This window comes from Lactiplantibacillus sp. YT640, from assembly GCF_049745435.1.
GTDB lineage: Bacteria > Bacillota > Bacilli > Lactobacillales > Lactobacillaceae > Lactiplantibacillus > Lactiplantibacillus plantarum.
In genome coordinates, this window is the sequence record NZ_JBMNVY010000015.1 from 1 (window position 1) to 25143 (window position 25143).

Sequence of the window (25143 nt, forward strand, 5' to 3'; positions counted from 1 at the left end):
GTCTCTGAAGCGGATCCACCGAGGGTTCAAAGGACTCCAGGACACCTTGGAAGCATCATTTATTTAAGTTAGATACATATTATATATACGAAGGCATTTCATTTACACAAGATTCTTGACGCTACCATATTATATGTACGAAAGCATTTCATTTACACAAGATTATTGACGCTACCAATTACTGCGGAAACTGCCATGAAAACCGCGTATGTTCATGATCAGTTTTGGTCTTTAAAACAACAACCATTTTTGGTCATGGAGTCAACACCAAGCTGTGTTAACTGGGGACAGTATAATAAAGCCAAGCAACCTGGCATGCATCGGCTGAGTTCATTTCAACAGATTGCGCATGGCTCAGATAGTACGTTATACTTCCAGATTAGACAGGCACAAGGTAATTCAGAAAAGTATCATGGTGCCGTAATTGGACATGATGATAGCTCAGATAGCCGCGTTTTTAAAGACGTGCAACAATATGGACAAGATTTGGAAAAAATTGTAGAAGTTAAAGGGGCTATTAAGCGTGTAAGAGTTGCTATCCTCTTTGACTGGGATAGCAACTGGGCCCTGAACCGTGGTGGCGGCTTTGGTCGGCCAACTAGATTGGGAATACAAGTACTTCAAAAACATTATGCAAATTTTTGGCACAAAGATATTGAGTGTAATGTTATAACGAGTGATATGGACTTTTCTCAATATGATTTGTTAATTGCACCGATGCTTTATTTAATACGACAAGATACGATGAAAAAATTGCAAAAATTTGTTCAAAGTGGTGGCACATTGGTATCTAGCTATTTTTCAGGTATGGTTGATAGCAATGATCGTGTGAATTTAGATGGCTGGCCTAAACCGCTACAGGATATTTTTGGAATTGAGCCAAAAGAATTGGATACTTTATTACCAGGCGAGCACTACCATGTTAGTTTTAATCAAAAAGAGTATGAAACTACCGATTATGATCAAATAATGAAAGTTAAAAACGCATCAGTGCTGGGATACTACACAGACAACTTCTATGTTGGAACACCAGCAATTACACGGCATCAGTATGGTAAAGGAACGGCCTATTATATTGGTGCACGCTTGTCTGCGGAATTCATTGAAGACTTTTATGATGACATTATTCAAAGCCTTAATTTAGATAATAGTTTTGTCGAATTGAGCAATCCGGTAGTATCAGTTCAAACTCGTTATAATGAGGATTATGCCTATCACTTTGTTATGAATTTTTCTGAACAAGTACAAATGGTTAATTTTCGACGTCCATCCTTTGATCTGCTTACACAGCGAGAAGTTACGAAATCAGTGCAAATTGATAAGTATGGGGTCATGATTCTGAAGGAAAGACAGAACAATACGTTGCACTAGATGAATATCTTGGTGAACTGATTTAGAGTTTTGGAAAGATGTTCATGATTAGGGGTTAAGAGAATCCAAATTAAACATGACTACTAGATATAGCGTGTAAAGTCACTAAGACTGTTGAATAATTCATTTTACTTTCGTTACTAGAGACTCTAAATTAATCATGGCAGCATAATCAACAATGACTTATAAGGATTGGTTGTGATCAAATAAGCACTGCTCACAAAATAGTGGGCAGTGCTTATTTGGCATTCATTAAATTGTTTAACAAGTACGGTACGGGTTAGCGTTTCATCGGTACTTCCATGCCAGTGCTGGTCTTTGCCCGCTGTAACAACAAGTAGTGGGCCGTGCCAAAGACGGCACCAACTAGCGCAGGGACTAACCAATCCATTCCGCTGCTGGCAAGTGGTAAGAAGCTTTGGACATGCGCCATTGCTTGGCCGAAAGTACTTTGGCTAACAACGGCGGGGAAAGCGGCAACCATATCAAAGACGGCGGGGACGACGGTGAAGACGACGACCCAAACATAGACGACACTTGACTTGTGGAAGAGTGGCGAAAGGATCGATAAGAAGATTAGTGCCATGGCTAACGGGTAAAGGAACATCAGGATGGGGGTGGACCAGGCAATGATCTGATTTAATCCCACATTAGCAGTTAAAAATGAGGCGAGGCACGTGATTCTTAACCAGGCTTTGTAACTCAAGAAACCGAAGTGCTTATGGAAGTCCTGAGCGAAGGCGGCGACGAGCCCGATAGCGGTGGTCAAACAAGTGGTAATGATCAACACGGCTAAAATGGCTTGTCCGACATTACCCATGTAGTGGTTAACGATTTGGTCAAAGGCGACCCCGCCGTTATCGGATAATTTGAATTGACCTAACGATTGCGCGCCTAACAAGATTAAGAGCACGTAAATCAAGCCTTCAAAGGCCATTGAGAAGAAGCCAGCTCGGGCGGTCACCCACGCGGCTTTGTTCGGGTCGGTTTGGCCCATGAAATTAACGGCAGTGACGATAGTGACACCTAACGCCAACCCAGCTAAGGCGTCCATCGTGTTGTAGCCTTGCAAGAAACCATTGGTAAAGCCTGCGGTCTGATAGGCAGCAGTTGTACTGGTGCTACCGGCATGAGCTAGCGGACTGCTGAAAGCTACGGCGAAGATGGCGACTAATAATAGCAAAAATAATGGATTTAATAATTTGCCGACCCGAGCCATAATTTTGCTCTGTTCAACGGACAAGTAGTAGGCGAGTCCGAAAAATGCGGCGGAAAACAGCAGTAATGCGAGTGATTGATACTTTGCTGGGAAAAACGGTGCCAGACCAACGGTGAATGATACGGTGGCCGTCCGTGGTGTTCCAAAGAAGGGGCCAATTGTAAAGTGTATGAGAACCATGAAGACAACGGCAAAGGTTGCGCCTAGTGGTTTACCAATGTCATAAACGCCCTTAGATTTAGTGACACAGACGGCTAAAACCGATAGTAAGGGCAATAAAACCGCCGTGATGAGAAAGCCGGCCGCAGCAATCCCCCAGTGACCGCCCGCTAGCTGACCCAAGTGAAGTGGAAAAATGAGGTTGCCAGCCCCGAAGAATAAGGCGAAAATCATTGAACTTAAGGTGACGTAATCACGTTTGGTTAAGTTTCGCTTTTGAACTCGATTTAACATATCAACAGCACTCCCTTATTTGATTGAGACAATAATCATTAAATAAAAGTTGCGATTAACCAAAAAACGTCCTGATATCTGAGTTAGACTCAGAAACCAGGACGTTTGAACACGTGTTACCACCTTAGCTTTGTGACTGCCTTACGACGAATCACCTTAAAAAGTACGGCAAGTGGCCGGCCACTTGCGATACTTCGGCTCAATAATGGGAGCAACCAACAGCAACTAACATCAAGCTCGTCACTGCCACTCAGAACTGATTTTCAACGATCTGGTCATGATGTCATTGCACCAAACTGACACTCTCTAGGCATTTCCAGAAGGTTTACTTTGTTCATCGGCGTGTTTGTTAATCGATTTTTAATGTGGTTCTAATTTACAACCGCGATTAGTATTTGTCAATCTTTTTTCAAAAAAAGTTAGTTAGCTAGTGCGGATTCTTAAATAAAGATGGATAATAGCTGTAATAAGGAAATTTGTGAGGAGGGTCCGCTGATGACCAACAACAATGAGGAAAAGCCCCAATGGCAAGTGAATCAGAACCGCCATACCCGTTTTCGGACGATTGTCAGTGTCTTGCGGCGCTATAACGTTTTGAGCAACCTTGCACGTCAGAAAAATCCTGATCAAGTGCGCGCGGCGTTTGAAGAACTTGGACCGACGTTTATTAAAATTGGCCAGATTCTTTCTTCACGTACAGATATCGTTAAGCCAGAATTTGCTAACGAATTCAAAAAATTGCAAAATAATGTCCGGGCCGATGATTTTAGTGTGGTCAAGCAAACGATCGAGCAGCAGACAGGGAAGCCAATCAATGAAATGTTTGCCCAGTTTGACGAGCGACCGTTTGCATCAGCATCAATGGGCCAGACGCACCATGCGACACTGCTCAATGGGCAGAAGGTCGTGGTGAAGGTGCAGCATCCGGGTATTGACGCCGAGGTGGCCCTAGATATTTCGTTATTTGAGCGGGCGTTACCCCTATTGCGATATATTCCGGAGTCTTCAGTTGTTGATTTGCGCGAAATGGTTGGTGAAATCAAACGGTCACTATTCAATGAATTGGATACCAGTATTGAGGTAAAAAATGGATTACGGTTTTACCGATTGAATAATGCGGACGATATTATTCGGGTACCCCGGGTTTATGCGAAGTATAGTACGCAAAAAGTGCTTGTTAACCAGTATATGCCGGGAACGACGATTCAGCATTTTATGGCGCAAATGCTTGCGGCCGATGAAGACGGAAATCACCAGTATGATGACGAACGCCGCTATTTGGCCCATGTCTTGGTGCAAAATTTCTTGAAGCAGGTTTTTGAAGATGGCTTTTTTCACGCTGATCCTCATCCAGGGAATATCTTATTGCGGGAATTGCAACCAGATGATATTGGGTATCACGATACGGTTCCCAAGCATGGCGGGAAAATTGGCAAACGGCAGTTACCACCATACCGGTTAGTTTATCTGGATTTTGGCATGATGGGTGAGATCAGTCCAGCTTTGATGGCAGGAATTGCTAATGTTGTCGTGGCAGTGACAACCGAAGATACCCATCAAGTCGGCAAAGCAATCTTAGCGATTTCAAACCGAACTGGCGTGGTTGATGAAGAAGCGTTCTTTAGTGAGTTAGCACCATTTTTAAGTCAGTATTATAATTCGGGACTGGGCGACATTGATTTTCAAGGCTTGTTGTTTGAAATGGTCAAGGTTTGTCGCAGTAATAATATTCAAATGAATCCAGCGGTTACCATGTTAGGTAAGGCGTTTGGAACGATCGAAGGTATTGTGGAGACGCTCGACCCAACCTTATCAATGATGGACGTGGCGCGGCCGTTTGCGCGCAAGTACATCCGCGAGAATTTTAATTGGCGCAATGAACTGGAAGATGGCATGTTGGCTAGCCTTCAAAGCCTGCGTGATGCCCCGAAGATTCCGTCACGCTTATTATCAGCTCTAGATACGTTTGATAATGGTCAGACGCGGGTCAACTTGGTCTTTGCACACCGCAAGATGTTTATTGATCGGATTGATTCGATGGTCAATAAGATTGTACTGTCCGTTATTCTGGCAGCGCTGATTGTTGGATCATCACTACTAGTTCAAAGCCATCCTGATAATAGTTGGATTACAAACATTGGTATTTTTGGCTATGTTTCAGCAGTTGTCGTCATTATTGGCCTATTGATTGGAACGCTCCATTCCTGGTACACGCATTGGCGACGCAAGTAAAACTTGGCGTAGGGTTAGGCTATAGGGCCATGCGTCATGAGAAGTTGGCAACGTAGATTCGTCTAATTGAGACTGCCTAAAATATAAGCATACGAAAAACAGCGGTACCGTGATGATTCCAAGCCATAAAATCATCACGGTACCGCTGTTTTATTAATCATGTTTCAGTATCAAATTGATCGTGGTTAATGGTACGACTGTCAATTGCTAACTAGTCTTCTGATCCCATAACCCGAGCACAGAATGCGGCCAAGATGGCGCCGACTTCTGGTGCTAAGATGTAGACCCATAGATGTGATAAGGCGCTACCACCAGCAAAAATAGCGGGGCCGATTGAACGGGCAGGGTTCAAAGAACCGCCCGTTAAGTTGAGAGCGACAATAATCAAGAATGCTAAGGTCACCCCAATGGTCAAACCAGCAAAGTCTGCGTTACCATGGTCATTACTAGTAACGTTCAGAATAACCATTAAGAATAAGAATGTGACTAGTGCTTCTACAAAGAAGGCCATACCACTGCCGATTTTTGGAAAATCGGTTTGACCAAGCGATGTTGCGGATAAGCCTAATGCACTGACAAACGACTTAACTGCTGCGGAAGCAACGATGGCCCCAATGATTTGGGCGATGATATAGCCAATGGCATCGGCGGCATCGATTCGACGGTTGATTAACATCGCAGTCGTAACGGCGGGGTTAAAGTGACCACCAGAAATACCACCAAAGGCATAGGCCGAAACGGTAATCGCTAACCCGAAGGCTAACCCAATAGCGAGGACGTCACCCTTAGCAATCACAACGGTTGCAGTCCCTAAGAAAACTAACATAAATGTGCCGAGAAATTCGGCGAGATACTTGCGCATAGTTGCACACTCCCTTTTTGAATAATTGCTAACTTAACCTATTTTACAATACCTGCTCGTGAAAACGACGGAATTTGTTTGATTTGTGAATATTTCTGATAAGATTTTTATAATTATATTAATTGATAAGATACTGGTAAAACGTTGGTATAAAAACGTTTTATGGCAGTTGTGGATTGTTAAAACTATAATAAATAAAAATTTTATTTTTGCATAGTCACTATTGATAGTAGTCAGTATGATTGGTGTGTGATCTAACGTGACTGTGAACGCTAATTGTCGATAATGGTGGCTTCTGTTTTATAATGGTTAGGACAAGTAAGCTGATGTTTTTGAAAACGAATTAAATTTGTTTCACGTGGAACAGTAAAGGAAGGTTTAATTAATGGCGTTATCATATCAAGCTCTATTAACAGCAGTTCCGGTCGTTTTAAAAGCGGGGAACGTACCGAACATTGTCGGTGAAGCCGGGATTGGAAAGTCGGCCTTGGTAGCCGAGGTTGCTAAGCGGATGGGGGCGCAATTATACACGACCGTTGTGAGCCTGTCCGAAAAGGGGGATTTAGCGATCCCAGTCCCACCACTAACGAGCGACTCATTTATTCAAACGAAGCGCTATGGCCAGTTGGCTGACGTGCAATTCGGCTATGCACACACGTTGATTGAAATTATTCAGTATGCTGAGCAGCATCCTCAGCAGCCAATTCTGTGGTTTTTAGACGAATTTAATCGTGGGACGCAGGCTGTTCAAAGTGAATTGATGAATCTGGTCTTGCAGCGGACGATTAACACATTGAAATTGCCAGAACAGGTGCAATTGATCATTGCTGAAAATCCAGATGCTAGTATGACTGGATTCGAAAGTAGTACGTATGGCGTTACTGCCGGCGATGCGGCCATCAAAGATCGTACCGTGCGTCTAGTTATGCGAGCAGATGCGGCAGACTGGCTTGCTTGGGCCAAACAAGTGGATGAGCACATGAACCGACCAAACATTCATCCACTCGTCCAGCAGTTTATTAGTGAAGATGTAACGCGGCTTAATCAGGCTGATGTCCAGGCTGATTTAACAGCGACGCCACGTGCGTGGGCGCGTGTTTCGGCTAATTTATATGAGATTGAAAAACTTCCTGTGCATCAACAAACGGCTGTGGCACTGGATATCTTTCAAGGAGATGTGGGTACTGAGCTAGGGCTTGTATTCGAGCAATTCTTGGAACAACAAGCCATTCATCTGACACCAGCGATGATTTATGACAGTCAACCAGTGGGGGCCGTGGTGCCGGCACCGATTCTTAAGCAGTTTACGGCGATGAATGAAATTCAAAAGCGAACGGTTTTGGCAAGCTGTTTGGCTCTAACAACCACGTATCCGTTGACGGACGATCAGCACGCTGGTCGGTTCATGCAACTCCTACAAACACTCAGTCAAGATGGTCAGTTTGCATTGGTTCAACAAATCGGCCATGAACGCGACTTATTAAAGCAATTATATACAGCAAATGTTGCCAAGCAAAGTCCGTATGTGACCGCTTTGTATCAGTATTTACAACAGGTCGCCAGTTGGTCAAATCAGTAAGAAAGCAGTGAGTCATCATGATTAACAATGCCAATAAGTACACACGTTGGCAACAAGCGATGTTAGTGACGCCAACAGCAGACACGATCCAGGCAGGTGCGATCATGATTGATCGGGCCATTATTGAGTTACTAGCCACCGATCAATTTTATGGCGAGTTGCTGACCCGACTTCCCAGACAGTTAAATACGACGTTAACGACGCCGTTTATCTTAGCTTGGCAGAATAATCAGTTGGTCTTACAATATGCGCCAACAGTAATTGCTCGAGCTTTTTCACAGTTTTCTTACTTACAAGCGGGGTTAAAACACGTGGCACTACACATTGTCTGGCAACACCCCGTTCGGTATCGTGATCAGGTCAAGCAGCAACCGGAGTTAGTGACGTTGGCGACCGACCTGGCCGTTAACCAATATGTCGACGGTCTGCCTAAAGATGCGGTCAGTTTAACGACTGTCCAGCCGTTAGTCGATGCCCAGCTACCGCGACGAGCAGATTCTGGCTGTTATTTGAAATTATTACAGCAGCAGTCGCGGTCGCAACTTCAGCCGAATGGCGCGCCCACCGCCACTTCGCGAAATAAGGACCAGCGGCAGCCAGCAAAAGGGTCTGGCGACCAAAAGTCGCAACAGTTGATCGATGATCCAAGTGGCTGGTCAGCCTCTGAACAGTTAACGAATCCCAATTTGGCAACTGCCCGTTTAAAACAGTTGGCGAAAGATGCTTGGCAGCAAACAAATGAAGCTGGCCGAGGGTTAGTGGCCGGCAATGTTCGAGCTCAGCTCACTGTAATGACGCAGCCGGCCCAGCTTGATTGGCGACAATTACTAGTTCGGGGCCTGGGTCAGATTCCGAGCGGTACTAAGGCCTCGCACGCGCGCTTTAATCGACGGCAACCCGCGCGGATGGAAATACCCGGTCAAATTGGCGATACGCGCTTGGACTTGCAAGTTTATGTTGATAATTCAGGTTCTATCAGTGATCTGATGCTGCAACGATTACTGGCACAGGTGGCTACTTTAACCCGATTATTTGCAGCAACCATCACCGTTAAGCCGTTTGATGCAATCGTACAGCCTGGTCAAACGTATCAGGTGAGTTTGCCACAGCAGATTCGCTTTACGCGCCGTGGCGGTGGTGGAACCGTTTATCAAAGTATTTTTGATGATTTACTAACACATCATAAGACGAATGCGACGACCTTGGCGCTGATCTTAACGGATGGCCGTGGTGAACGGCACGTCGAGTCACACCGTTTTACAAATGTGATTTGGTTGTTAGCGCGGGCTGAAGATCGATTGTCGATTGAGCCAGCAATCGGTCATGTAGTTAATTTGAACTTGGAGGATGAATAATATGGGGACACCACTTAATCCAGATGATATGCAATCCTTGTTGACCCATGACCGTCGTTATCAGCGGGCCAGTGCCATCTTAACGGATCAGTGGCAACGAATCATAGCCGATGAAGATTTGGCTTACCGACAACAGATTACGATTGACGATTTACAGTTTGCTAAGGCGTTGCTAGCTAGTGAGACGCTGACAAGTCAATTTGAATTTGACCATTACGCGGGTGTGCAACGGTTGCGACAACATTATGGTAGTCAATTGACGAGCTCAGCACAGCACTGGTTAGTGCAAAAATATTTATAAGTCAATCGCTAGTTATGACCCAAAAGTATGACTGTGACTTATATATAGATGAAAAAATAAAGCAAGCTTTTCCCAAAATGTTCGGGAGAAGCTTGCTTATTTTATGCGCTGATTAACTGCTTTAGGTTCAACGACGTGCTAGAAAAGCCATCCAGGCTTGTTGCTGCGCTTGAATATCTGGCTGACTGCCTTGACGGAGTCGCGTTTGAAGGCCAATGCGGGCTTCTAGCAGTGCCTGAGCTAATGTCATACTGGACTGATTATTGATAATTTGCTCGTTAGCTTGACCTTTGAGGATGACCGCAGCCATGAGGGTCAGGTAGTCGTCATAAAACCAGCTGACGGCTTGCTGAACATCAGTATCAGTAGTACCAAATTCAGCGACGGCGTTAGCCATTAGGTCACCGGCTGTTTGTTCGGATGTCGTTAAATCGTGGCTAAAGAGCATACTCAGGATAGCTAAGGGGGCGGCACCATCCTGCTCTAAGCGTTGCATTGCTTGGGTACAACGCATTAAAGTTTGTTGGTGATAGCGCTGGAGTGCACGCAGGTAAAGTGTGTGCTTGTCCCCGATAGCGTTATATAAACTTTGCTTCTTGACGCCACTAGTTATTACGATTTCGTCCATGGAAGTATGATAATAGCCTTGCTGCCAAAATAAGTGCATGATTTTTTCGATAACTTGATCGTCTTGAAATGTCTTTTTAGCGGGCATGATTCGAACCGCCTTTCTGGTTAAAAATAAGTGTTTTAAGTATACCACAGCACACTTCATTGTTTGGTAAATGAATATTAACGTTTGAAATTATTTGATTAGGGGGCTTTTACTGTTTTTAAAGCCGATTTTAATTAGTTGATTGTGTTGCACTTTAAAATTGATAAAAGATTTCCACATTAAATCGATTACATAATTTTATAAATTGAAGATAATTTATGTAATAGCTTGCTGTTACAACGATATTCTAAATATATATAGGATTTCAATATTTATAATTATCAAAATTTTTAACTTATGTGTGGCCTCATCAAAGTCTAACGATAATATAATGTTGACGGTTTGTTTAGTTGAACACGCCAACTAGTTGGACCTAATCGGATAAATGAAAGCAGTAGGAAAGCTTGCCGTTAAACTGATTACAGTAGTTTATATTAAAATATTTGTAATCACTATAATATTAAAAATGGCTCAGAAGTCCGTTAAAATAGGAATTTTAATCAATAGTTAAGGGGTGTCATCAATTGACAGCGATTCCAAAACCATGATATATTTTCGTTGCTGATAGGGTTACTCACAACGATTCACTATTGGTACTAAGCGTTAATAATGATACTAAGCTTAAGTCAATATCTGGAAAGGATGTGGTCATATTAATTGGATGGGCAGCTTTCAAGACTTAGGTATTAGTCAGCTAGTCAAGTTACCACTAGTAGCTGATACGCAATCAGGCACTTACCACTTAACGATCACTTCTAATTCAGGTGGCAATGCGGCGGCCGATAAAATTGCGAGCCCGCTACAAGGTGTATTACCGCAAATGAATGGGACCCAGCAATGGATTCTGTTCGGTATCGGCGTATGTGGACTTAGTTTATTAATATTATTAATTCTAATCTGGTGGCGCAACCGTCAAACAATAAAGGAGCAACCAAAATGAAAAAATATCTCGGAACTCTCGTTGCAGGCATGACACTAATGGCAGGATTACCACTTGTTGGCCAAGCTGCAGATACGGAGACAACGACCAAAGCTGAAGTTGAATTAATCCAGGATGACACTAATAAAGATATTACCTTGGATCAAGCACCTGGTGTTAGCTTTGGGACCGAAAAAATCACTAATGACAGTAAAACCTATGATGCTAAGAACGTTACTGGCGACTTGAAAGTGACCAACCCTGGGAATACGGACGGATGGTTAGTACAAGTTAAAGGTTCGAAGTTCATGAATGCAGATGATACTCGTGAATTACGGGGCGCCGCGTTAACTTTTGCACAAGTTAATGCAACTGCGGATGATGCTAATAACATCTCTAAAGCAAAAGCTTATAAAGTGGATATCACTGACCAAAATCAAATTATCATGGACGCAGAAGCTAATGAAGGGATCGGTAAGTTTACGAGTAAGTATGCAACCAATGAAGTTAGCCTGTTGATCCCTGCTGGTAACGCGGCTGGCGCTTACACTTCAACCTTGACATGGACATTAGGTAACGCCCCTAGCTAACCAGTTAATGCGCCAGAGGAGAACTGAGGTGTGACCGATGAAAAAGGGATTGTTGGTAACAGGTCGGTTATTAATGACTGTGATAGGTTGTCTCATCATTAGTAACTGGGGCTGGTTTATCGCAACGCAAGCTGCAACGACACAGTCACAGGTGCAGGTAGAAATGACCCCCTCGGATGATGACAATGCAGTTTCTCCGGTCGACCCTGATGATCTCAGTAAACCATACCCGGGTGACCCGGTCGATGAAGACAATGTCGCTGGTACGGGCTCACGGGGAAAGTTAACCATTGATTTCGTCAGTAATTTGAAATTCAATGCAATTACGACCGCGGGTGGGCCGTTTAAGACGACTGCCAAGAATGAGCGGGCGATGATTCAAATAACTGATCGCCGCGCCACGGCTGCTGGATGGACGTTACAGGTCACGCCAAGCGGGTTGCAAAGTGGTCAGCAGACCTTAACGACGTCTTTAAAATTAGGCGCAGTCCAATTACGGCCCGGTGCTGGCAATGTTAGTACTGCACCTAACGTTGTTAATACTGGTGAATTAGTTGCTGGTTTAGCGAATAATGTCGTGATTGCCCCGCCTAATACTGGTCTAGGTACTTGGCTGGTCGTTCTGAATCGCGGGCAGGTACCCACGGAACTTGAAGTCCATGATCGCCAATTGCGTGCTGGCGACTACACGGGTACGCTGGCTTGGTCATTAACGAACGCACCTAGTTAATTAAATGGTTTGATGTGAAGCTGCTACTTGTAAAGAATGGCAGCTTCAATCATACATAGCTCGTCACTTACCGTTGAATAAAGGAAGGGTAAAGCCTATGAAAAAAATATTTTGGCAGTTAATTGCCGTTGTGAGCATCGTTATGGCAGGTTTGACAATGACTGCTAGAGCGGATGACCTCAATTACACGGTCCAGGCTGATTTGCCTGATAACCAAATTAATCAAAAAGTGTCCTATTTTGACTTGAAGGTCACACCAGGGCAAACGCAAAATCTCACTTTAACCATTAAAAATAGTGATAGTAAAGAACATCGATACACGGTATCACCTAATCTGGCGGTTACAAATAATAACGGTATCATCGATTACAGCCAAGCAAAGGCTAAGGCCGATGACTCCTTGAAGTTTAACATCAAGACAGCACTTTCAAAGTCACAGGTCGTGACCGTTCCCGCTAAGTCAAGCAAAAAAGTCACTATTAAATTGACGGTACCCGAGAAAAAGTTTGCGGGCGTGGCGCTGGGTGGAATCAATATCATCCAGGAACTCAGTACCAAGGCGAAACAATCTAGTAGTGGCATGGCCATCAATAATCAATATGCGTACGTGATTGGCTTGCAGTTACGTGAATCTGATCCAAGCGGAATCAAACCTGTGATGAAGTTGCACGCAGTAAAAGCCAAGCAACGTAACTATCGTAATTACGTTACGGCTAATCTGCAAAACAACCAGCCCGTTATTATGCATGGCTTAAAGATCAAAAGCTACGTGACTAAAGCTGGTTCGTCTAAAAAATTATTGACGACGACTAAGGAAAACATGTCAATGGCGCCGAATAGTAATTTTGACTTTGCAGTTGGTGACGGGACGCAACAATTGAAGGCGGGCAAGTACACTTTACATTTAACGGCAACGGCTGATAAGGGTAAGTGGCAATTTACAAAGAACTTTACCATTACTGATAAAGAAGCTCAGACTTTAAATGATACAGCTGTTACAGAAAAACAATCGAACTATTTCTGGTGGTTTGTTGCGTTGGGCGCACTGATTGTTGTCCTATTAGGCGCAATTATCTGGCTACTATTGAAAAACCGCCGTCGTCAGGACTAACTAGCGAGAGGAGTTTTCAACATGTGGAAGGGACCGAAACAAATACTAGTTGCATTAACTGCATTAATGGGATTATGGGCCGGGACCGCCCAAATTCAGGCTGCTGACGAAGCGACGTTGGCAACGGCACCGTCTGGCCTGAATCAGTTGGATAAACTCTTTACGCTACCAGCGGCATTCAGTAGTGGCATTAGTAATAGTGCGAATATTGGGAATGTGACCAATGCAAGCTCGCCAAATACGCAGGCCGTTCAGGTTATTAACGGCAAGAAGCAAGTGGGTGGCTTTTGGTCGAACGACGCCAATCGCCTAGATTTAAATAAAGATGCTACGTTTAAAATGTGGGTGTATTTGGGAACATCCACGAGTACTAGTAAGGCCGGCGATGGGATGGCTTTTGTCTTACAAAATGATCCAAATGGTACTGCCGCATCCGCACAAGTCAGTTCGTCCAGCATTATTGGTGAGACACTCGGTGTTTGGGGTGTTGATACGGATAATAAATTGAAGGACGGCGAAGAATTTGCGAAAACGGCCATCCAAAATAGTTGGGCCTTAGAGTTTGATACCTATACCAATACTTCAACTAGCTATAGTAATGCTGGTAATGGTGATTCGTTTGATGATGGTATTAAGAAACAACACATTGCGACCGGGTATCCTGGGCTGGCTAGTCAGTATGAAAATCAGTCTGTCAGGAGTTTAGACGTTACCGGGATAATTTGGTCAACCCGGTACTACTTTACGCAAAAACATACCAACCTAGTGACGAATATGTCATTAGGAGATAGCAAGTGGCACCACCTGGTGATGGACTGGCATGCGGCGACTAAAACGATGACGTACACTTATAATGACATCAATCCAGATGGGTCGGCGACGGGTAGCGGCTTTACTCAGAGTGAAGTGTTAGATACTAGCCAATTCAACAGTAGTGATGGCCTGGTTCGCTGGGGATTCATGGGGGCGACTGGTAGTAATTCTGGTAATAACATGGTCGTGATTGAAAGCGCGCCGAATTTAGTTGACGTACAGGCGGCGGTTAAGGTTACGGATAAGACCAAGAATCGTGAAATCAAGACAGGCGGCCAGCTCAAAGCTCAGCATAAAGTTCAGTACGACTATCAATTGACTTACCAAGGTGGTCAAATTGACTGGGATAACATTACGGCTGAACTCAATCTACCACAGCATATTACGTTTGACAGTGCCAAGGTAACGTATGCGGATGGTAGTGAGCAGACTTTGACGGCGCCAACGAGTAGTGATACTAAAGTTGACTATACTCTAGATAAAGCAGTATCGGCTAGTCAACCGACCGCGACGATCACGCTCAATGGGACGGCCGAGAATGTCGTTGTCAATGAACAGACAACTGCAACGACGGCGACATTTAAAAATAAGGTGTTTGAAACAACGACGGAAGCACCGGATTATATGATTACAGTCGATCAGCCGCTATACCTTAAAATTCGTAATAGTCCGTATACTGTCGCCAATGGGGAAGACGTGATCATCAGAGGGATTGTTGCAGCCGAGGATTCGGAACAATTAACTAACGGTCAAGTGACACTACACCCAACGCTTAATGGCAAGGAAATGCCAACGGTTCAAATGTCGGATGATGACGAACAAGGTTACTTCTACTACAAGGTCAAAGCAGAGGATTTACACGTCGGTGATGACAATGAGATTGAACTATGGGCATCTGACCGTTACGAGAACGTCTCACCAGTTGATAAAGCGCAGATTATTGTTACTGCAGGTGAACTTGGTTTTAAGACGGTTGCCAAAAGCAGCACGTTTAAAACCATTACTTTAGATGGTTCGGCTCAAACGACAGACCGGGAAGACGATTGGCAACTAGTTGTACGGGATAGTCGTGGTAAGGGCTCTAGTTGGCAACTACAAGCTAGTGCGACTAATTTTAAAACAACCGGTGGTCAGAATTTGGCGGGCGACGTGATTTTCCGCGACGGCGAGCAGACGACCACGCTGAATTCTGCGGGTACGGTGATTGACAGTCACACGGCTACTAGTGATAACGATGATTATGATGTCTTGGCAGACTGGACGAATAAGTCAGGCATTTTATATCAAAGCAATGCGGGAGCTACTCCGGGTTCTTACACGGGGGATATTACGTGGACGTTAACAGATGCACCTAAGTAATGATCGGGTTGGTATAAGAGAATCAAAAGCACTCACACGCAAGATTGTGAGTGCTTTTGCTTTCTAGTTATTAGCCATAATGGTTAAAGATAATAATAATTTTAATTACCACAGTTAAGTGAATGAATAATCAGCCTGAATGACTGAGAACGTTGTAATCAAGGCATTTTTTTATCGTGTGATTAGTGAAGTATTTACACTTTTTTACGTGTTTTTGGTTGCGTTTTCTTTTTACTTTAGTACAATGTAATTGTTACCAAATACATGTTGCACAAGCATGATTGTGAATATAAACACATTTAAGGAGCGATTTAAAAATGAAAGTTATTGTAATTGGTTGTACCCATGCCGGCACTGCTGCCGTTAATCAGATTTTAGCATCAAATCCAGATACTGAAGTGACGATTTATGAAAGAAATGACAATGTCTCGTTCCTATCCTGTGGGATCGCACTTTACCTTGGCGGCCAAGTTGCTGATCCTCAAGGCCTATTTTATTCCAGTCCTGAACAGTTAGCTAAGTTAGGCGCAACTGTTCATATGCAACATGATGTGACGGATGTGAATACTGACAAACATGAAATTACGGTTACTGACTTAAAGACTGGTGAATCTAAGACTGATCACTATGACAAGTTAGTTGTCACTACTGGTTCATGGCCTGTTATTCCACCAATTGACGGCATCGATAGTCCCAATGTCTACTTATGCAAGAACTGGACGCACGCTCAGAATTTATGGGAAGCAGCCAAACCAGCTAAGCGGGTCATTGTGATCGGTGGCGGTTATATCGGTACTGAATTAGTTGAAGCTTACCAGAAGCAAGGTAAGGAAGTCACACTAATTGATGGTTTACCACGGATTTTAAATAAATACTTAGACAAAGAATTCACTGACCGGGTTGAACAAGACTTTGTTGATCACGGTATCAAGATGGCTTTGAATCAAATGGTGCAAGGCTTCAGTGATGATGGTAAAGAAGTTACGGTCAAGACTGACAAGGGCAGCTACACAGCCGACATGGCGATTCTTTGTGTTGGCTTCCGGCCAAATACCGGCTTACTCAAGGGTAAGGTCGATATGAACGCTAATGGCTCGATCAAGACCAATGACTACATGCAAACTTCTGATCCAGACATTTACGGTGCTGGTGACTCGGTTGCTGTTCACTATAATCCAACTAAGAAAGATGCTTATATCCCATTAGCAACGAATGCGGTTCGCCAAGGAACCTTAGTTGGTTTGAACATCTTCAAGCCAACGCGGAAGTACATGGGGACACAATCAACTTCTGGGTTAATGTTGTTCGGCCAAACCATCGTTTCATCTGGGATGACCCTAGAACATGCACAGGCCGAAAATGTTCCGGCAGCCGCTGTCACTTTTGAAGACAACTACCGGCCAGAATTTATGCCAACCACTAAGCCTGTTTTAATGCAATTGGTTTACAATCCTGAAACTCGCGAAATCCTAGGTGCACAATTCATGAGTGAACATGATGTTTCACAATCAGCCAATGTGATTTCAGTGATGATTCAAAATCACAATACCATTGACGACTTAGGGTTCGTAGATATGTTCTTCCAACCAATTTACGACCGGCCATTTAACTATTTGAACTTACTTGGTCAAGCAGCGATTGCCCATGCGGCCGAAGCTGTCACTGAATAATAAGTTAAAATAACGCGATGCTTACCTTGCTTCATGAAGGTAGCATCGCGTTATTTGTTTATTGGTGATAATTGAATGTTAAGTGGTCGGTGGTACTAAAGTTAAGGCCAGCCAGTATTTGTGCCATTAGGTCATCGTGCTTTGGTAAAATCAATGTGAGTCGGTTCAACTTTAACTCAACGGTACCAAATGCCACCAACCGTTCTAAGATTTCCCTGAGCGTAGTTACTTGCTGATAAGTAGCAGTCAGGTCAACACTGAGAGTTGCTTCATGCTTAGCCGTATCGATTGGGGCAAAGCCGACCTGACCGACGAACGCGTTCGTGTCTCGATCCGTTACGCCCCAAACAAGCTGGTGGTCATGAAAAATCTCGCGCATGGTGTGGTTAATTTGTGCAGCGGTTGTTTCCATAGTGGCTGTCGCATTGCTGGTCTGATATAAGTTGAAAACGTCGATAACGCGCACCTTTGTTAACCAATCGAACGTATAGTGTGGCGTTAGAATGGGATGATACTTTTCAAATTGTGACATAGTGCCTCCTTTAAAATGCGTCATGAATATTTAGTAATTCCTATTGTACTAGTTAAACTGTTATGAATCATGATTAAAACGTGCCATTTTTTGAGTTCAAAATCAGCCAGTTTAGGTTCGCTGGAAACAGTTCGAGTTAGCGTAAACTTGCTTAGTTAGTTCGTCCTACGCCGACTTCCAGGCATTTCTGCCAATTGCTGGAACGCAGTGGACACAGATTTAAGCCGAAGACCACGTCTTAAATACTGGTCTTCCACTAACCAAGCCAAGGACGCTTGCTAAGTGGAATTTCACCGCTGAGCATTGGCCGAAACGCCTTCCAGTCGGGACAGTATTCGAATGGCGGACATGTGCGTACTCAGTTTTTGATGGCTTTGTCGTTGTTTCTTATAAACAGTAATTTTGTCAATCAACTGTTAGGCTAAAAATGATATTGTGATAGCTCGTTATTCTGAATCGCCGTAGTAACAACTGAACGTTTTGGCAAAGTGAAGAAGGCACTCTGATATTTCACCTAAAGTTCCAATATCAAAATAGCCAACGACAAATTGTACCAAGTTAAGTGGCTGTTCATCTGCCATTCGAGCGGCTTACCGACCGGAGGGGTTGGGTGACAATGCTCAGTAGCCAAATTATTCTTAGTCGGAAGTGGGTTGCTTCCGGCTTAGAATAAGACTCGTATTTGAGATGACGCGGGCTGGGCGTTAGCTCAAATCGACGTCGGCTTACGTTCCAGCAATTGTCACCCAGCCCCGGAGGTCGGAATAGGACACTCACCGGCTGACGAACAGTAAGCCAACTAAATNCTGGGCGTTAGCTCAAATCGACGTCGGCTTACGTTCCAGCAATTGTCACCCAGCCCCGGAGGTCGGAATAGGACACTCACCGGCTGACGAACAGTAAGCCAACTAAATGGCACGTTTTAATCATAGTTAATGCTAGTTGTTTTCGATGGTTACCAGTGTCCAAATATGCTGATTTAAGCGTCAAGTGGACTGGGATTGCCTTGTTGATGACCCTCGCTGAAAATGGCGTTAGGTCGACTAATAACGCGTCTGCTGGTGTGATTTGCGGTGCAGTCGTGATTGAGACTGGGTCACAGTCCAATAACGATGTAACGGCATCAGACGACAGTTCTATTGTAATATACTAACGCGTAATTTGAATGAATAAGACCCATAATGATGGAACAGATAAAAGACCGACTAACAAGCAATCGCACCGCTTGTTAGTCGGTCTTAGTGTTCATTGATTAAAGCTTTTTACCAGATTTTGACCCGCTTATCTGGTGCCAAATACATGGCATCGTCGGGTTGAATGTCGAAGGTTGTGTAGAAATCATCTAAGTTCTTAGGTTGTACGTTTGCTCGGAGCTTAGCTGGAGCGTGGACGTCGATTGAAAGTAAGAGTTGCATGTATTCAGTCGTGGCCTTCATACGCCAAACCATGGCCCAGTTAGTGAAGAACGCACTCAAATCAACGTCATCTTCGCCCTTAGCAGCTTCTTCCGCGCAACTTAAGCCTCCCGCATCGGCGATGTTTTCGGATACGGTCAACGTCCCGTTAACTTTCGCACCAGCAAAGTCTAAGCCATCGAATTCACTGATCATGGACTTGGCAAGTTCCTTGAAGTGGGCAGAATCTTCCTCGGTCCACCAATTATGCAAGTTACCGAATTCATCAAATAGGGCACCATTGTTGTCAAAAGCGTGCGAGATTTCATGAGCAATAACTGCACCAATACCACCATAGTTAGCGCTAGAAGATTGTTCTAAGCTGTAGAAAGGTGCTTGTAGGATAGCAGCTGGAAAGACAATAATGTTCATAAATGGGTGGTAGTAAGCATTGACGGTGTCCGCACTCATTTCCCAACGGGTCCGATCAGTGGCTTCGCCCCACTTTGAGAACATGTCTTGGCGTGCCAAACGGTTAAAGTGGAGGACATTGCTCAATACGTTGCCACCTTGTTCGGGCGTGTGCGTCTTGAATTTCGTGTAAATCGTTTCTAGTTTATCAGGGTAACCGACTTGAATGCCGAGTTTATCAAGCTTGGTCACGGCTTTAGCACGCGTATCTGCGCTGAGCCAAGTGTTCGCTTGCAACCGGCGTTTGTAGACGGCAATCATCTTTTCGACCATCTGATGAACGTCCGCTTTGGCCGCTTCACCAAAATACTTGTGGCCGTAATAGAGTCCAACGACTTGATCAAAAGTTCCGGTAGCTAGATAGTAGGCACTCTTAGCTTGGTTCCGCGGTTCTTTTTGACCAGACAATGCCCGTGAATAAGTCGTGGCTAATACCCGCATTTCATCACTGAGGTAACCACTGTACCGTTGAACGAGTTTAGCTTTCATCCAGTTCTTCATCAGACCGAAGTTATCAGGATTGACTACTTCGTTAAAGTGATCGAAGAAGGCGGGTTCTGGCAAGATGACGAGGTCGGGATTACCATCGATGACGGAGTAGGTGATGGCGGCTAAGTCTAAATAACGACTAGTGTTAACAAAATCGTTGAATTTGCGAGGATTATACATCTTACTGTAATCAGCCGACTCTTCAGCGGATTTGATCCACGGAACGATCAAACGATCGAATTGCAGCGTGTCATCAACGATTTTTTGTGCTTCGTCCTTTTCGTAACCAGTTTTTTGCAACAGTTCGGTCATCATTTTAGCGTAAATTGCTAGTAACTTAGGGCCGGCCTGGTTGCCTTCGTCGTAGTATGTCTTGTCGGGCAAGATAGTCCCAGGTGCTTGGGCAAATAAGGCGTTGACCTTGGTATTTTTCATATCAGCGTCGACATCCAAGCTGAATGGTAATGGGAGGCCGTCGTAGATCCAATCGGGCATCCGTTGTTGTAAGTCAGCAAAGTCGCTTAAACTATCAATTTGCTTGAGACACGGCAGAATTGGTTCCGCACCATTGGCATTGCGTTGGTCGAAATCTTTAGCTAAGCGGTAAAACTTAATGAATTCGGTTAGCTGAGGATCGTCGGGGGTAACTGTTCCCGCCGCCATTGCATCAAAGTCATGCATTAACGTTTTTTCAATGGCATCAACTAAGTCCATAAAGCCCCCGGTTGAAGAATGGTCATCCGGAATGACGGCGGTTTTGAGCCACTCGCCGTTGACGGCATCGTAGAGATCTTGTTTTACTGCTGCTTGATTAATGGTTGCCATTAAATCCACTCCCTAATAAATTTTCTAATACTAAGTTAATTATACCTTAGATTATTCTCAGTGGTATCATCTGGTACCGACTCAGTAAAAAATGATACTAATCATCTTAATAGTCCTGAATCAGTAGCTGATGGGTTGTGAATGTTAATGTAAAGGTCAAGATTACTTCTGAATTATCGGCATGCAGGAGCTGTTAGTGCCTGTAAATCACCTTATGAGGCAGCGTGATGGTTGACGTAAAAGCCCCCGGATGACTAACAGTGATTTCGCTAGTCATCCGGGGGAAGGGATAATTTAATTAGTAGTCATTATTCAGTTAATAATAGCTGGTCGGCATCGTTAATTTCGATGACCTTGCCAGGCTTTTGCGTAATTAGGCCTTGACGCTCGAATAAGGCGAGCTTACGGCTAATGCTTTCAGGGGTGGTGCCGAGGAACGTCGCCAGGTCCTTTTTCTTTAATGGTAGTTTAAACGTGTCGGTTTTGAGCGCTGCCGCTGTTTCAGTGATATAGTTCGCTAAACGGGCTTCGACGGATTCAGTGGCCGTGCTGGTTGTTTGACGCTCCAGTTGACTGAGACGTTTGCCAAAGACGTTTAAGACGTTGATGCTGATACTGGGATATTTTTGCATCAAGTCTTGAAAGTCTGAACGGCGAATACTGCAAACATCCGTCGGTACTAAGGCTTCACCGAATGAGGTTCGCCGTTGATTTTCAAATAAGGCAGCTTCGCCATCGATATCACCAGTTTGTAATAGATATAGTAACTGCTCGCGACCATTGGCAGCTAGCTGATAGACTTTAACCTGCCCATTGGCAACAATCATCAGTGAATCCAGTGGATCGTCAGCACCAAATAAAGTGCTGCCGGCTGGATAGTGGTGGTGACGAACGATCGATTCGATAGTGTCTAATTGTTCACTACCGAGTTCGCTAAAAATTGGGACTAACTGCACACATTCATGTTCTGCCATAAGGCCCACCTCCTGAATAAATTCACCCTAACTATAACAGATTTTGCTTGGTAGATAGGGTTTGACGTTTTAAATTTCCTACTGTTTTAATAACTATATTGTAGCGTAAAACTTTTTTGAATTTCTTGACGGCCGTCAAGTTCTGGTCAATCAAATCCGGTTATGATAGAACCATCAAATGAACGACATGGAGGTAATTGATTATGAAAATTATTATGCAATTAGGAACGTTGACTTGCCCATCATGCATGACCAAGATCGAAAAGGCCGTTGCTAACCATGACGGCGTTGAGAATGTTAAGGTGCTATTCAATGCCAGCAAGGTCAAGGCTAACTTTGATCCTGAAGTGACGAATGCCGATGATTTGGCACAAGTTGTTACCGGACTTGGTTACGAAGTTGAAAACGTCAAGGTTAAGTAGGAGGAATAAACGATGAGTGAACTAACGATCGACGAACAATACGCAGCGGAATTAAAACAGAGTGACATTGATCACCATGTCCCAACAGCGGGCGCAATGACGAATCACATTTTATCTAACTTAATGGTTGCTTACGTTAAGTTGACCCAAGTGAAGTGGTACGTTAAAGGACCACAATCATTGGCATTGCGGACAGCATATCAACGTTTGTTAGATCAGAATGTCCGTCAGTTTGCTGAATTAGGCGAATTACTCCTAGATGAAAACCAGAAGCCATCTTCCACAACGGCTGAATTAACCAAGTATTCCATGTTGGAAGAAAATGGGGCTTTCAAGTATCAATCTGTTGATGAACTCGTGGCCGCAACAATCAAGGATTTTGATACGGAAAACCTATTCGTTGACCGGGCTATCAAGCTTGCTGAAAAAGAAAACCGGCCGGCACTGGCAGCTTGGTTAGTTGCTTATCGTGGCAGTAACAATCGCAATATTCGGGAATTACAAGCTTATCTTGGTAACGATGCTCGAACTGGTTTGGATGAAGAAGATGAGGATGACAACGATTAGGTCGTTGTCGCTGAAGAATTAAACGCTCTGGATAGCGATTGTGTGGGCAAACTATCCAGGGCGTTTTTGCTATTACAACGGGCCTGCGCTATACTAACGACAATTAAATTATATGGGAGGGCCCGAGATGGCGATTAGCGATATTGTGATGTGGACATTTGTCTTTATTATTGCGACTGGGTTCGTAACGGTGGTTTCAACGGCGGTACTGTTGAAGCGAGCAAAACGAGCGCCCAAGGATGCCGAGCAGTCCCACAGTGATGACGACGATGACTGGAAAAAAGATGATTGGAACCATGATGACTGGAAAAAGGGCGATTGGAAAGATTGACTCGATAAGTTGCCTGACAGATACGGTGCTTAACTGAGTCAACTGGCACTAAAAAGACGGTATAACCAACTGAGATTGGCGACACCGTCTTTTTTGGCGTTATTTGGTTTTTAGCAGTAGATCCAAGGAGTGTTCAAGATTCTGAACATCAGCCGTGGTCATCGCATCTACACAATTATTAATATTACGGGCGATGACGAGTTTCATGGCCTTGTCGATACTTGATTTCACTGCTGAAAGTTGAACTAAGACATCTTCGCAAGGACGATTTTCGTCCATCATACGTAAAACGCCGTCCAGTTGACCAGCCGAGCGTTTCAGCCGGGTCTTGATCTGCTTGCTAGTGACATATTCTTCAGTAGTTGCCATGATTCATGATGCCCCCTTCGTAATTAGGCAAGTACTTTTTTGAGTTCGGCTTCAAAATCAGGCTTAGGACGTGCTCCGACCATGTGACTGACGACTTGGCCATCTTTCTTAATCAGGAAGGTTGGAATTCCTTGAACTTGGAATTGACTGGCCGTAGCTTGGTCATGGTCAATGTTCAATGAAACGAAGTTGACCTGGTCCTTGTAAGCGGGGTCTTCAGAAAGGGACTTAAGAATTGGGTCCATCATGCGACATGGTGGGCACCAGTCCGCGCGAAAATCAATAACGGCGATACCAGTATCTGTTTCTTTGGCAAAATCTTGATCATGTATTTCTTTAATCATTTTAGTTGACTCCTTTAGTAAGTATTTGTCACTAAACAATATACCCCCATAGGTATACACGAGCAAGTATTCTGCTTCTGGCCGTGGAGGGATTTAAAAAGGACTGATGTATTGGGTAATTAGATAATAACGATTTGTTGTGGAAGCTAGCGTCACCTGAGAATCTTCTAGTTGTGATCGCGAGCATTAACGTTGAAGATCTCATGTTGACGCGAGCGTGTTATACTAGCGCTTCATAATTATACAACCCAGGGTATCTGGTAGAATTATGTTGAATTATTATAAACCGCTTATTTAAGCAAAATAAAGCGTTTACATAAACGGTTTTATCTGGTATCTTCAAATTATCATAGATGCTCGGTACCTTACGAGGAGGATTTACAGATGACAGGTTCATGGGAAGCACGCTACGCCGCTGAATTTTTTGGCGCGCTGATCCTAGTACTACTAGGTAATGGTGCTGTCGCTAACGCATTCCTGAAGAACACGACTGGTAACGATGATCCAGGACTCGCCAATGGAGGATGGCTCCTGGTTGCATCGGGATATGGACTGGGGGTCATGCTCCCAGCCATGATGTTTGGCTCGATTTCTGGTAACCATTTAAACCCCGCGATTACGATTGGGCAAGCCGTGATTGGAATCTTTCCCTGGGCGCACGTTGCGCCTTACTTAATCTGGCAATTTCTAGGAGCAATTGCAGGCCAATGCTTGATTTTGGCACTGTACTGGCCCCATTATCGGCAAACGACTGATAATGAGGCAGTCTTAGGGACGTTTGCAACTAGTGATCATGCGAACAGTCAGTTAAACGGTTTTGTTACGGAAATGGTAGGAACCGCAGTCCTGATTTTTGGTGCCATGGGATTATATCGCGGGATGTTTTTTCATCAAAATATCGATATCGCCAATATTGGCGTTGGACTTTTGATTGCTGCCATGGTTATTTCGTTAGGCGGTCCAACCGGTCCGACCCTAAATCCGGCCCGTGACTTGGGACCACGGCTAGTACACGCGTTATTCCCAGTACCGAACAAGGGTAGTTCTCACTGGGAATATAGTTGGGTTCCCGTGGTTGCCCCAATTGTTGGTGCCGTTATTGGAATTTGGATTTATAAGATCTTTTTTGGTTTATAATCGCAATTA

Annotated in this window: 23 protein-coding genes; 15 read left to right on the forward strand and 8 right to left on the reverse strand. The window is 44.2% G+C overall.

The genetic code is table 11. The features are described from left to right. Positions 1–195 precede the first annotated feature (195 nt). Positions 196–1371, forward strand: coding sequence for a beta-galactosidase (locus tag ACOV1R_RS10035; protein ID WP_089197999.1), 1176 nt, complete (start codon positions 196–198; stop codon positions 1369–1371). Between the two features lie 280 nt (positions 1372–1651). Here the strand turns inward: ACOV1R_RS10035 and brnQ are convergent, their stop codons facing one another. Continuing rightward, on the reverse strand, positions 1652–3043 hold the full coding sequence (gene brnQ / locus ACOV1R_RS10040) for a branched-chain amino acid transport system II carrier protein (RefSeq protein WP_128484951.1): 1392 nt from the start codon (positions 3041–3043) through the stop codon (positions 1652–1654). Positions 3044–3538: 495 nt separating this feature from the next. Here brnQ and ACOV1R_RS10045 point away from each other — a divergent pair, with 495 nt between their 5' ends. Beyond that, a complete protein-coding gene (locus tag ACOV1R_RS10045) occupies positions 3539–5275 on the forward strand; it encodes an ABC1 kinase family protein (RefSeq protein ID WP_021356975.1) in 1737 nt (578 codons plus the stop codon). Positions 5276–5486: 211 nt separating this feature from the next. Here ACOV1R_RS10045 and ACOV1R_RS10050 read toward each other — a convergent pair whose 3' ends face one another. Continuing rightward, a complete protein-coding gene (locus ACOV1R_RS10050; protein ID WP_003643044.1) occupies positions 5487–6137 on the reverse strand; it encodes an MIP/aquaporin family protein in 651 nt (216 codons plus the stop codon). A gap of 385 nt (positions 6138–6522) precedes the next feature. On the opposite strand from ACOV1R_RS10050, the gene ACOV1R_RS10055 reads away from it, so the two are divergent. The 3 genes from ACOV1R_RS10055 to ACOV1R_RS10065 are packed head-to-tail and all read left to right on the forward strand — an operon-like array spanning position 6523 to position 9372. Then, on the forward strand, positions 6523–7716 hold the full coding sequence (locus ACOV1R_RS10055; protein ID WP_015379524.1) for an ATP-binding protein: 1194 nt from the start codon (positions 6523–6525) through the stop codon (positions 7714–7716). A 17-nt stretch (positions 7717–7733) separates the two neighbouring features. Continuing rightward, entirely contained in the window at positions 7734–9071 is a 1338-nt protein-coding gene (locus tag ACOV1R_RS10060; RefSeq protein ID WP_217203322.1) for a VWA-like domain-containing protein, read from the forward strand. A gap of 1 nt (position 9072) precedes the next feature. Further along, on the forward strand, positions 9073–9372 hold the full coding sequence (locus ACOV1R_RS10065) for a hypothetical protein (RefSeq protein WP_003643553.1): 300 nt from the start codon (positions 9073–9075) through the stop codon (positions 9370–9372). Positions 9373–9499: 127 nt separating this feature from the next. On the opposite strand, the gene ACOV1R_RS10070 is transcribed toward ACOV1R_RS10065, so the two are convergent. Beyond that, entirely contained in the window at positions 9500–10087 is a 588-nt protein-coding gene (locus tag ACOV1R_RS10070; RefSeq protein WP_003645625.1) for a TetR/AcrR family transcriptional regulator, read from the reverse strand. Between the two features lie 661 nt (positions 10088–10748). Between ACOV1R_RS10070 and ACOV1R_RS10075 the strand changes: the two genes are divergently transcribed. From ACOV1R_RS10075 to ACOV1R_RS10100, 6 genes are all read left to right on the forward strand, one after another. Continuing rightward, the gene (locus ACOV1R_RS10075; protein ID WP_003643038.1) at positions 10749–11027 is read left to right on the forward strand and encodes a hypothetical protein; all 279 of its coding nucleotides are present in this window, start codon (positions 10749–10751) and stop codon (positions 11025–11027) included. Then, positions 11024–11596 carry a WxL domain-containing protein gene (locus tag ACOV1R_RS10080; RefSeq protein ID WP_003643037.1) on the forward strand — a complete coding sequence of 191 codons (573 nt, stop codon included), beginning with the start codon at positions 11024–11026 and terminating at the stop codon, positions 11594–11596. The genes ACOV1R_RS10075 and ACOV1R_RS10080 overlap by 4 nt, the downstream gene beginning before the upstream one ends. A 37-nt stretch (positions 11597–11633) precedes the next feature. Beyond that, positions 11634–12326 carry a WxL domain-containing protein gene (locus tag ACOV1R_RS10085; RefSeq protein ID WP_128484952.1) on the forward strand — a complete coding sequence of 231 codons (693 nt, stop codon included), beginning with the start codon at positions 11634–11636 and terminating at the stop codon, positions 12324–12326. Between the two features lie 97 nt (positions 12327–12423). Continuing rightward, positions 12424–13437 carry a DUF916 and DUF3324 domain-containing protein gene (locus ACOV1R_RS10090; protein WP_003643035.1) on the forward strand — a complete coding sequence of 338 codons (1014 nt, stop codon included), beginning with the start codon at positions 12424–12426 and terminating at the stop codon, positions 13435–13437. A gap of 21 nt (positions 13438–13458) precedes the next feature. Continuing rightward, entirely contained in the window at positions 13459–15609 is a 2151-nt protein-coding gene (locus ACOV1R_RS10095; protein ID WP_016511612.1) for a lectin-like domain-containing protein, read from the forward strand. 317 nt (positions 15610–15926) lie between these two features. Beyond that, positions 15927–17279, forward strand: a complete 1353-nt coding sequence (locus ACOV1R_RS10100) for an FAD-dependent oxidoreductase (protein ID WP_003643033.1) — start codon at positions 15927–15929, stop codon at positions 17277–17279. Between the two features lie 58 nt (positions 17280–17337). Here ACOV1R_RS10100 and ACOV1R_RS10105 read toward each other — a convergent pair whose 3' ends face one another. The 3 genes from ACOV1R_RS10105 to ACOV1R_RS10115 form a co-directional block, all read right to left on the reverse strand. Continuing rightward, the gene (locus ACOV1R_RS10105) at positions 17338–17811 is read right to left on the reverse strand and encodes a GNAT family N-acetyltransferase (RefSeq protein ID WP_003643547.1); all 474 of its coding nucleotides are present in this window, start codon (positions 17809–17811) and stop codon (positions 17338–17340) included. A 1262-nt stretch (positions 17812–19073) separates the two neighbouring features. Next, the gene (locus tag ACOV1R_RS10110) at positions 19074–20990 is read right to left on the reverse strand and encodes a M13 family metallopeptidase (RefSeq protein WP_015379520.1); all 1917 of its coding nucleotides are present in this window, start codon (positions 20988–20990) and stop codon (positions 19074–19076) included. 308 nt (positions 20991–21298) lie between these two features. Beyond that, positions 21299–21964, reverse strand: a complete 666-nt coding sequence (locus ACOV1R_RS10115; protein WP_003643545.1) for a Crp/Fnr family transcriptional regulator — start codon at positions 21962–21964, stop codon at positions 21299–21301. 200 nt (positions 21965–22164) lie between these two features. Here ACOV1R_RS10115 and ACOV1R_RS10120 point away from each other — a divergent pair, with 200 nt between their 5' ends. The 3 genes from ACOV1R_RS10120 (at position 22165) to ACOV1R_RS10130 (ending at position 23284) form a co-directional block, all read left to right on the forward strand. Beyond that, the gene (locus tag ACOV1R_RS10120; RefSeq protein WP_024272221.1) at positions 22165–22386 is read left to right on the forward strand and encodes a heavy-metal-associated domain-containing protein; all 222 of its coding nucleotides are present in this window, start codon (positions 22165–22167) and stop codon (positions 22384–22386) included. A 12-nt stretch (positions 22387–22398) separates the two neighbouring features. Continuing rightward, entirely contained in the window at positions 22399–22953 is a 555-nt protein-coding gene (locus ACOV1R_RS10125) for a Dps family protein (protein ID WP_021356971.1), read from the forward strand. 127 nt (positions 22954–23080) lie between these two features. Then, positions 23081–23284: a hypothetical protein gene (locus tag ACOV1R_RS10130; protein WP_003643025.1), complete on the forward strand. Its 204-nt coding sequence runs from the start codon at positions 23081–23083 to the stop codon at positions 23282–23284. A 99-nt stretch (positions 23285–23383) separates the two neighbouring features. Here ACOV1R_RS10130 and ACOV1R_RS10135 read toward each other — a convergent pair whose 3' ends face one another. Beyond that, a complete protein-coding gene (locus tag ACOV1R_RS10135; protein WP_003643024.1) occupies positions 23384–23653 on the reverse strand; it encodes a metal-sensitive transcriptional regulator in 270 nt (89 codons plus the stop codon). A 23-nt stretch (positions 23654–23676) separates the two neighbouring features. Further along, positions 23677–23997, reverse strand: coding sequence for a thioredoxin family protein (locus tag ACOV1R_RS10140; RefSeq protein ID WP_015379518.1), 321 nt, complete (start codon positions 23995–23997; stop codon positions 23677–23679). A 384-nt stretch (positions 23998–24381) separates the two neighbouring features. Here ACOV1R_RS10140 and ACOV1R_RS10145 point away from each other — a divergent pair, with 384 nt between their 5' ends. Beyond that, positions 24382–25134, forward strand: a complete 753-nt coding sequence (locus ACOV1R_RS10145; RefSeq protein WP_027822608.1) for an MIP/aquaporin family protein — start codon at positions 24382–24384, stop codon at positions 25132–25134. Positions 25135–25143: the final 9 nt, after the last annotated feature.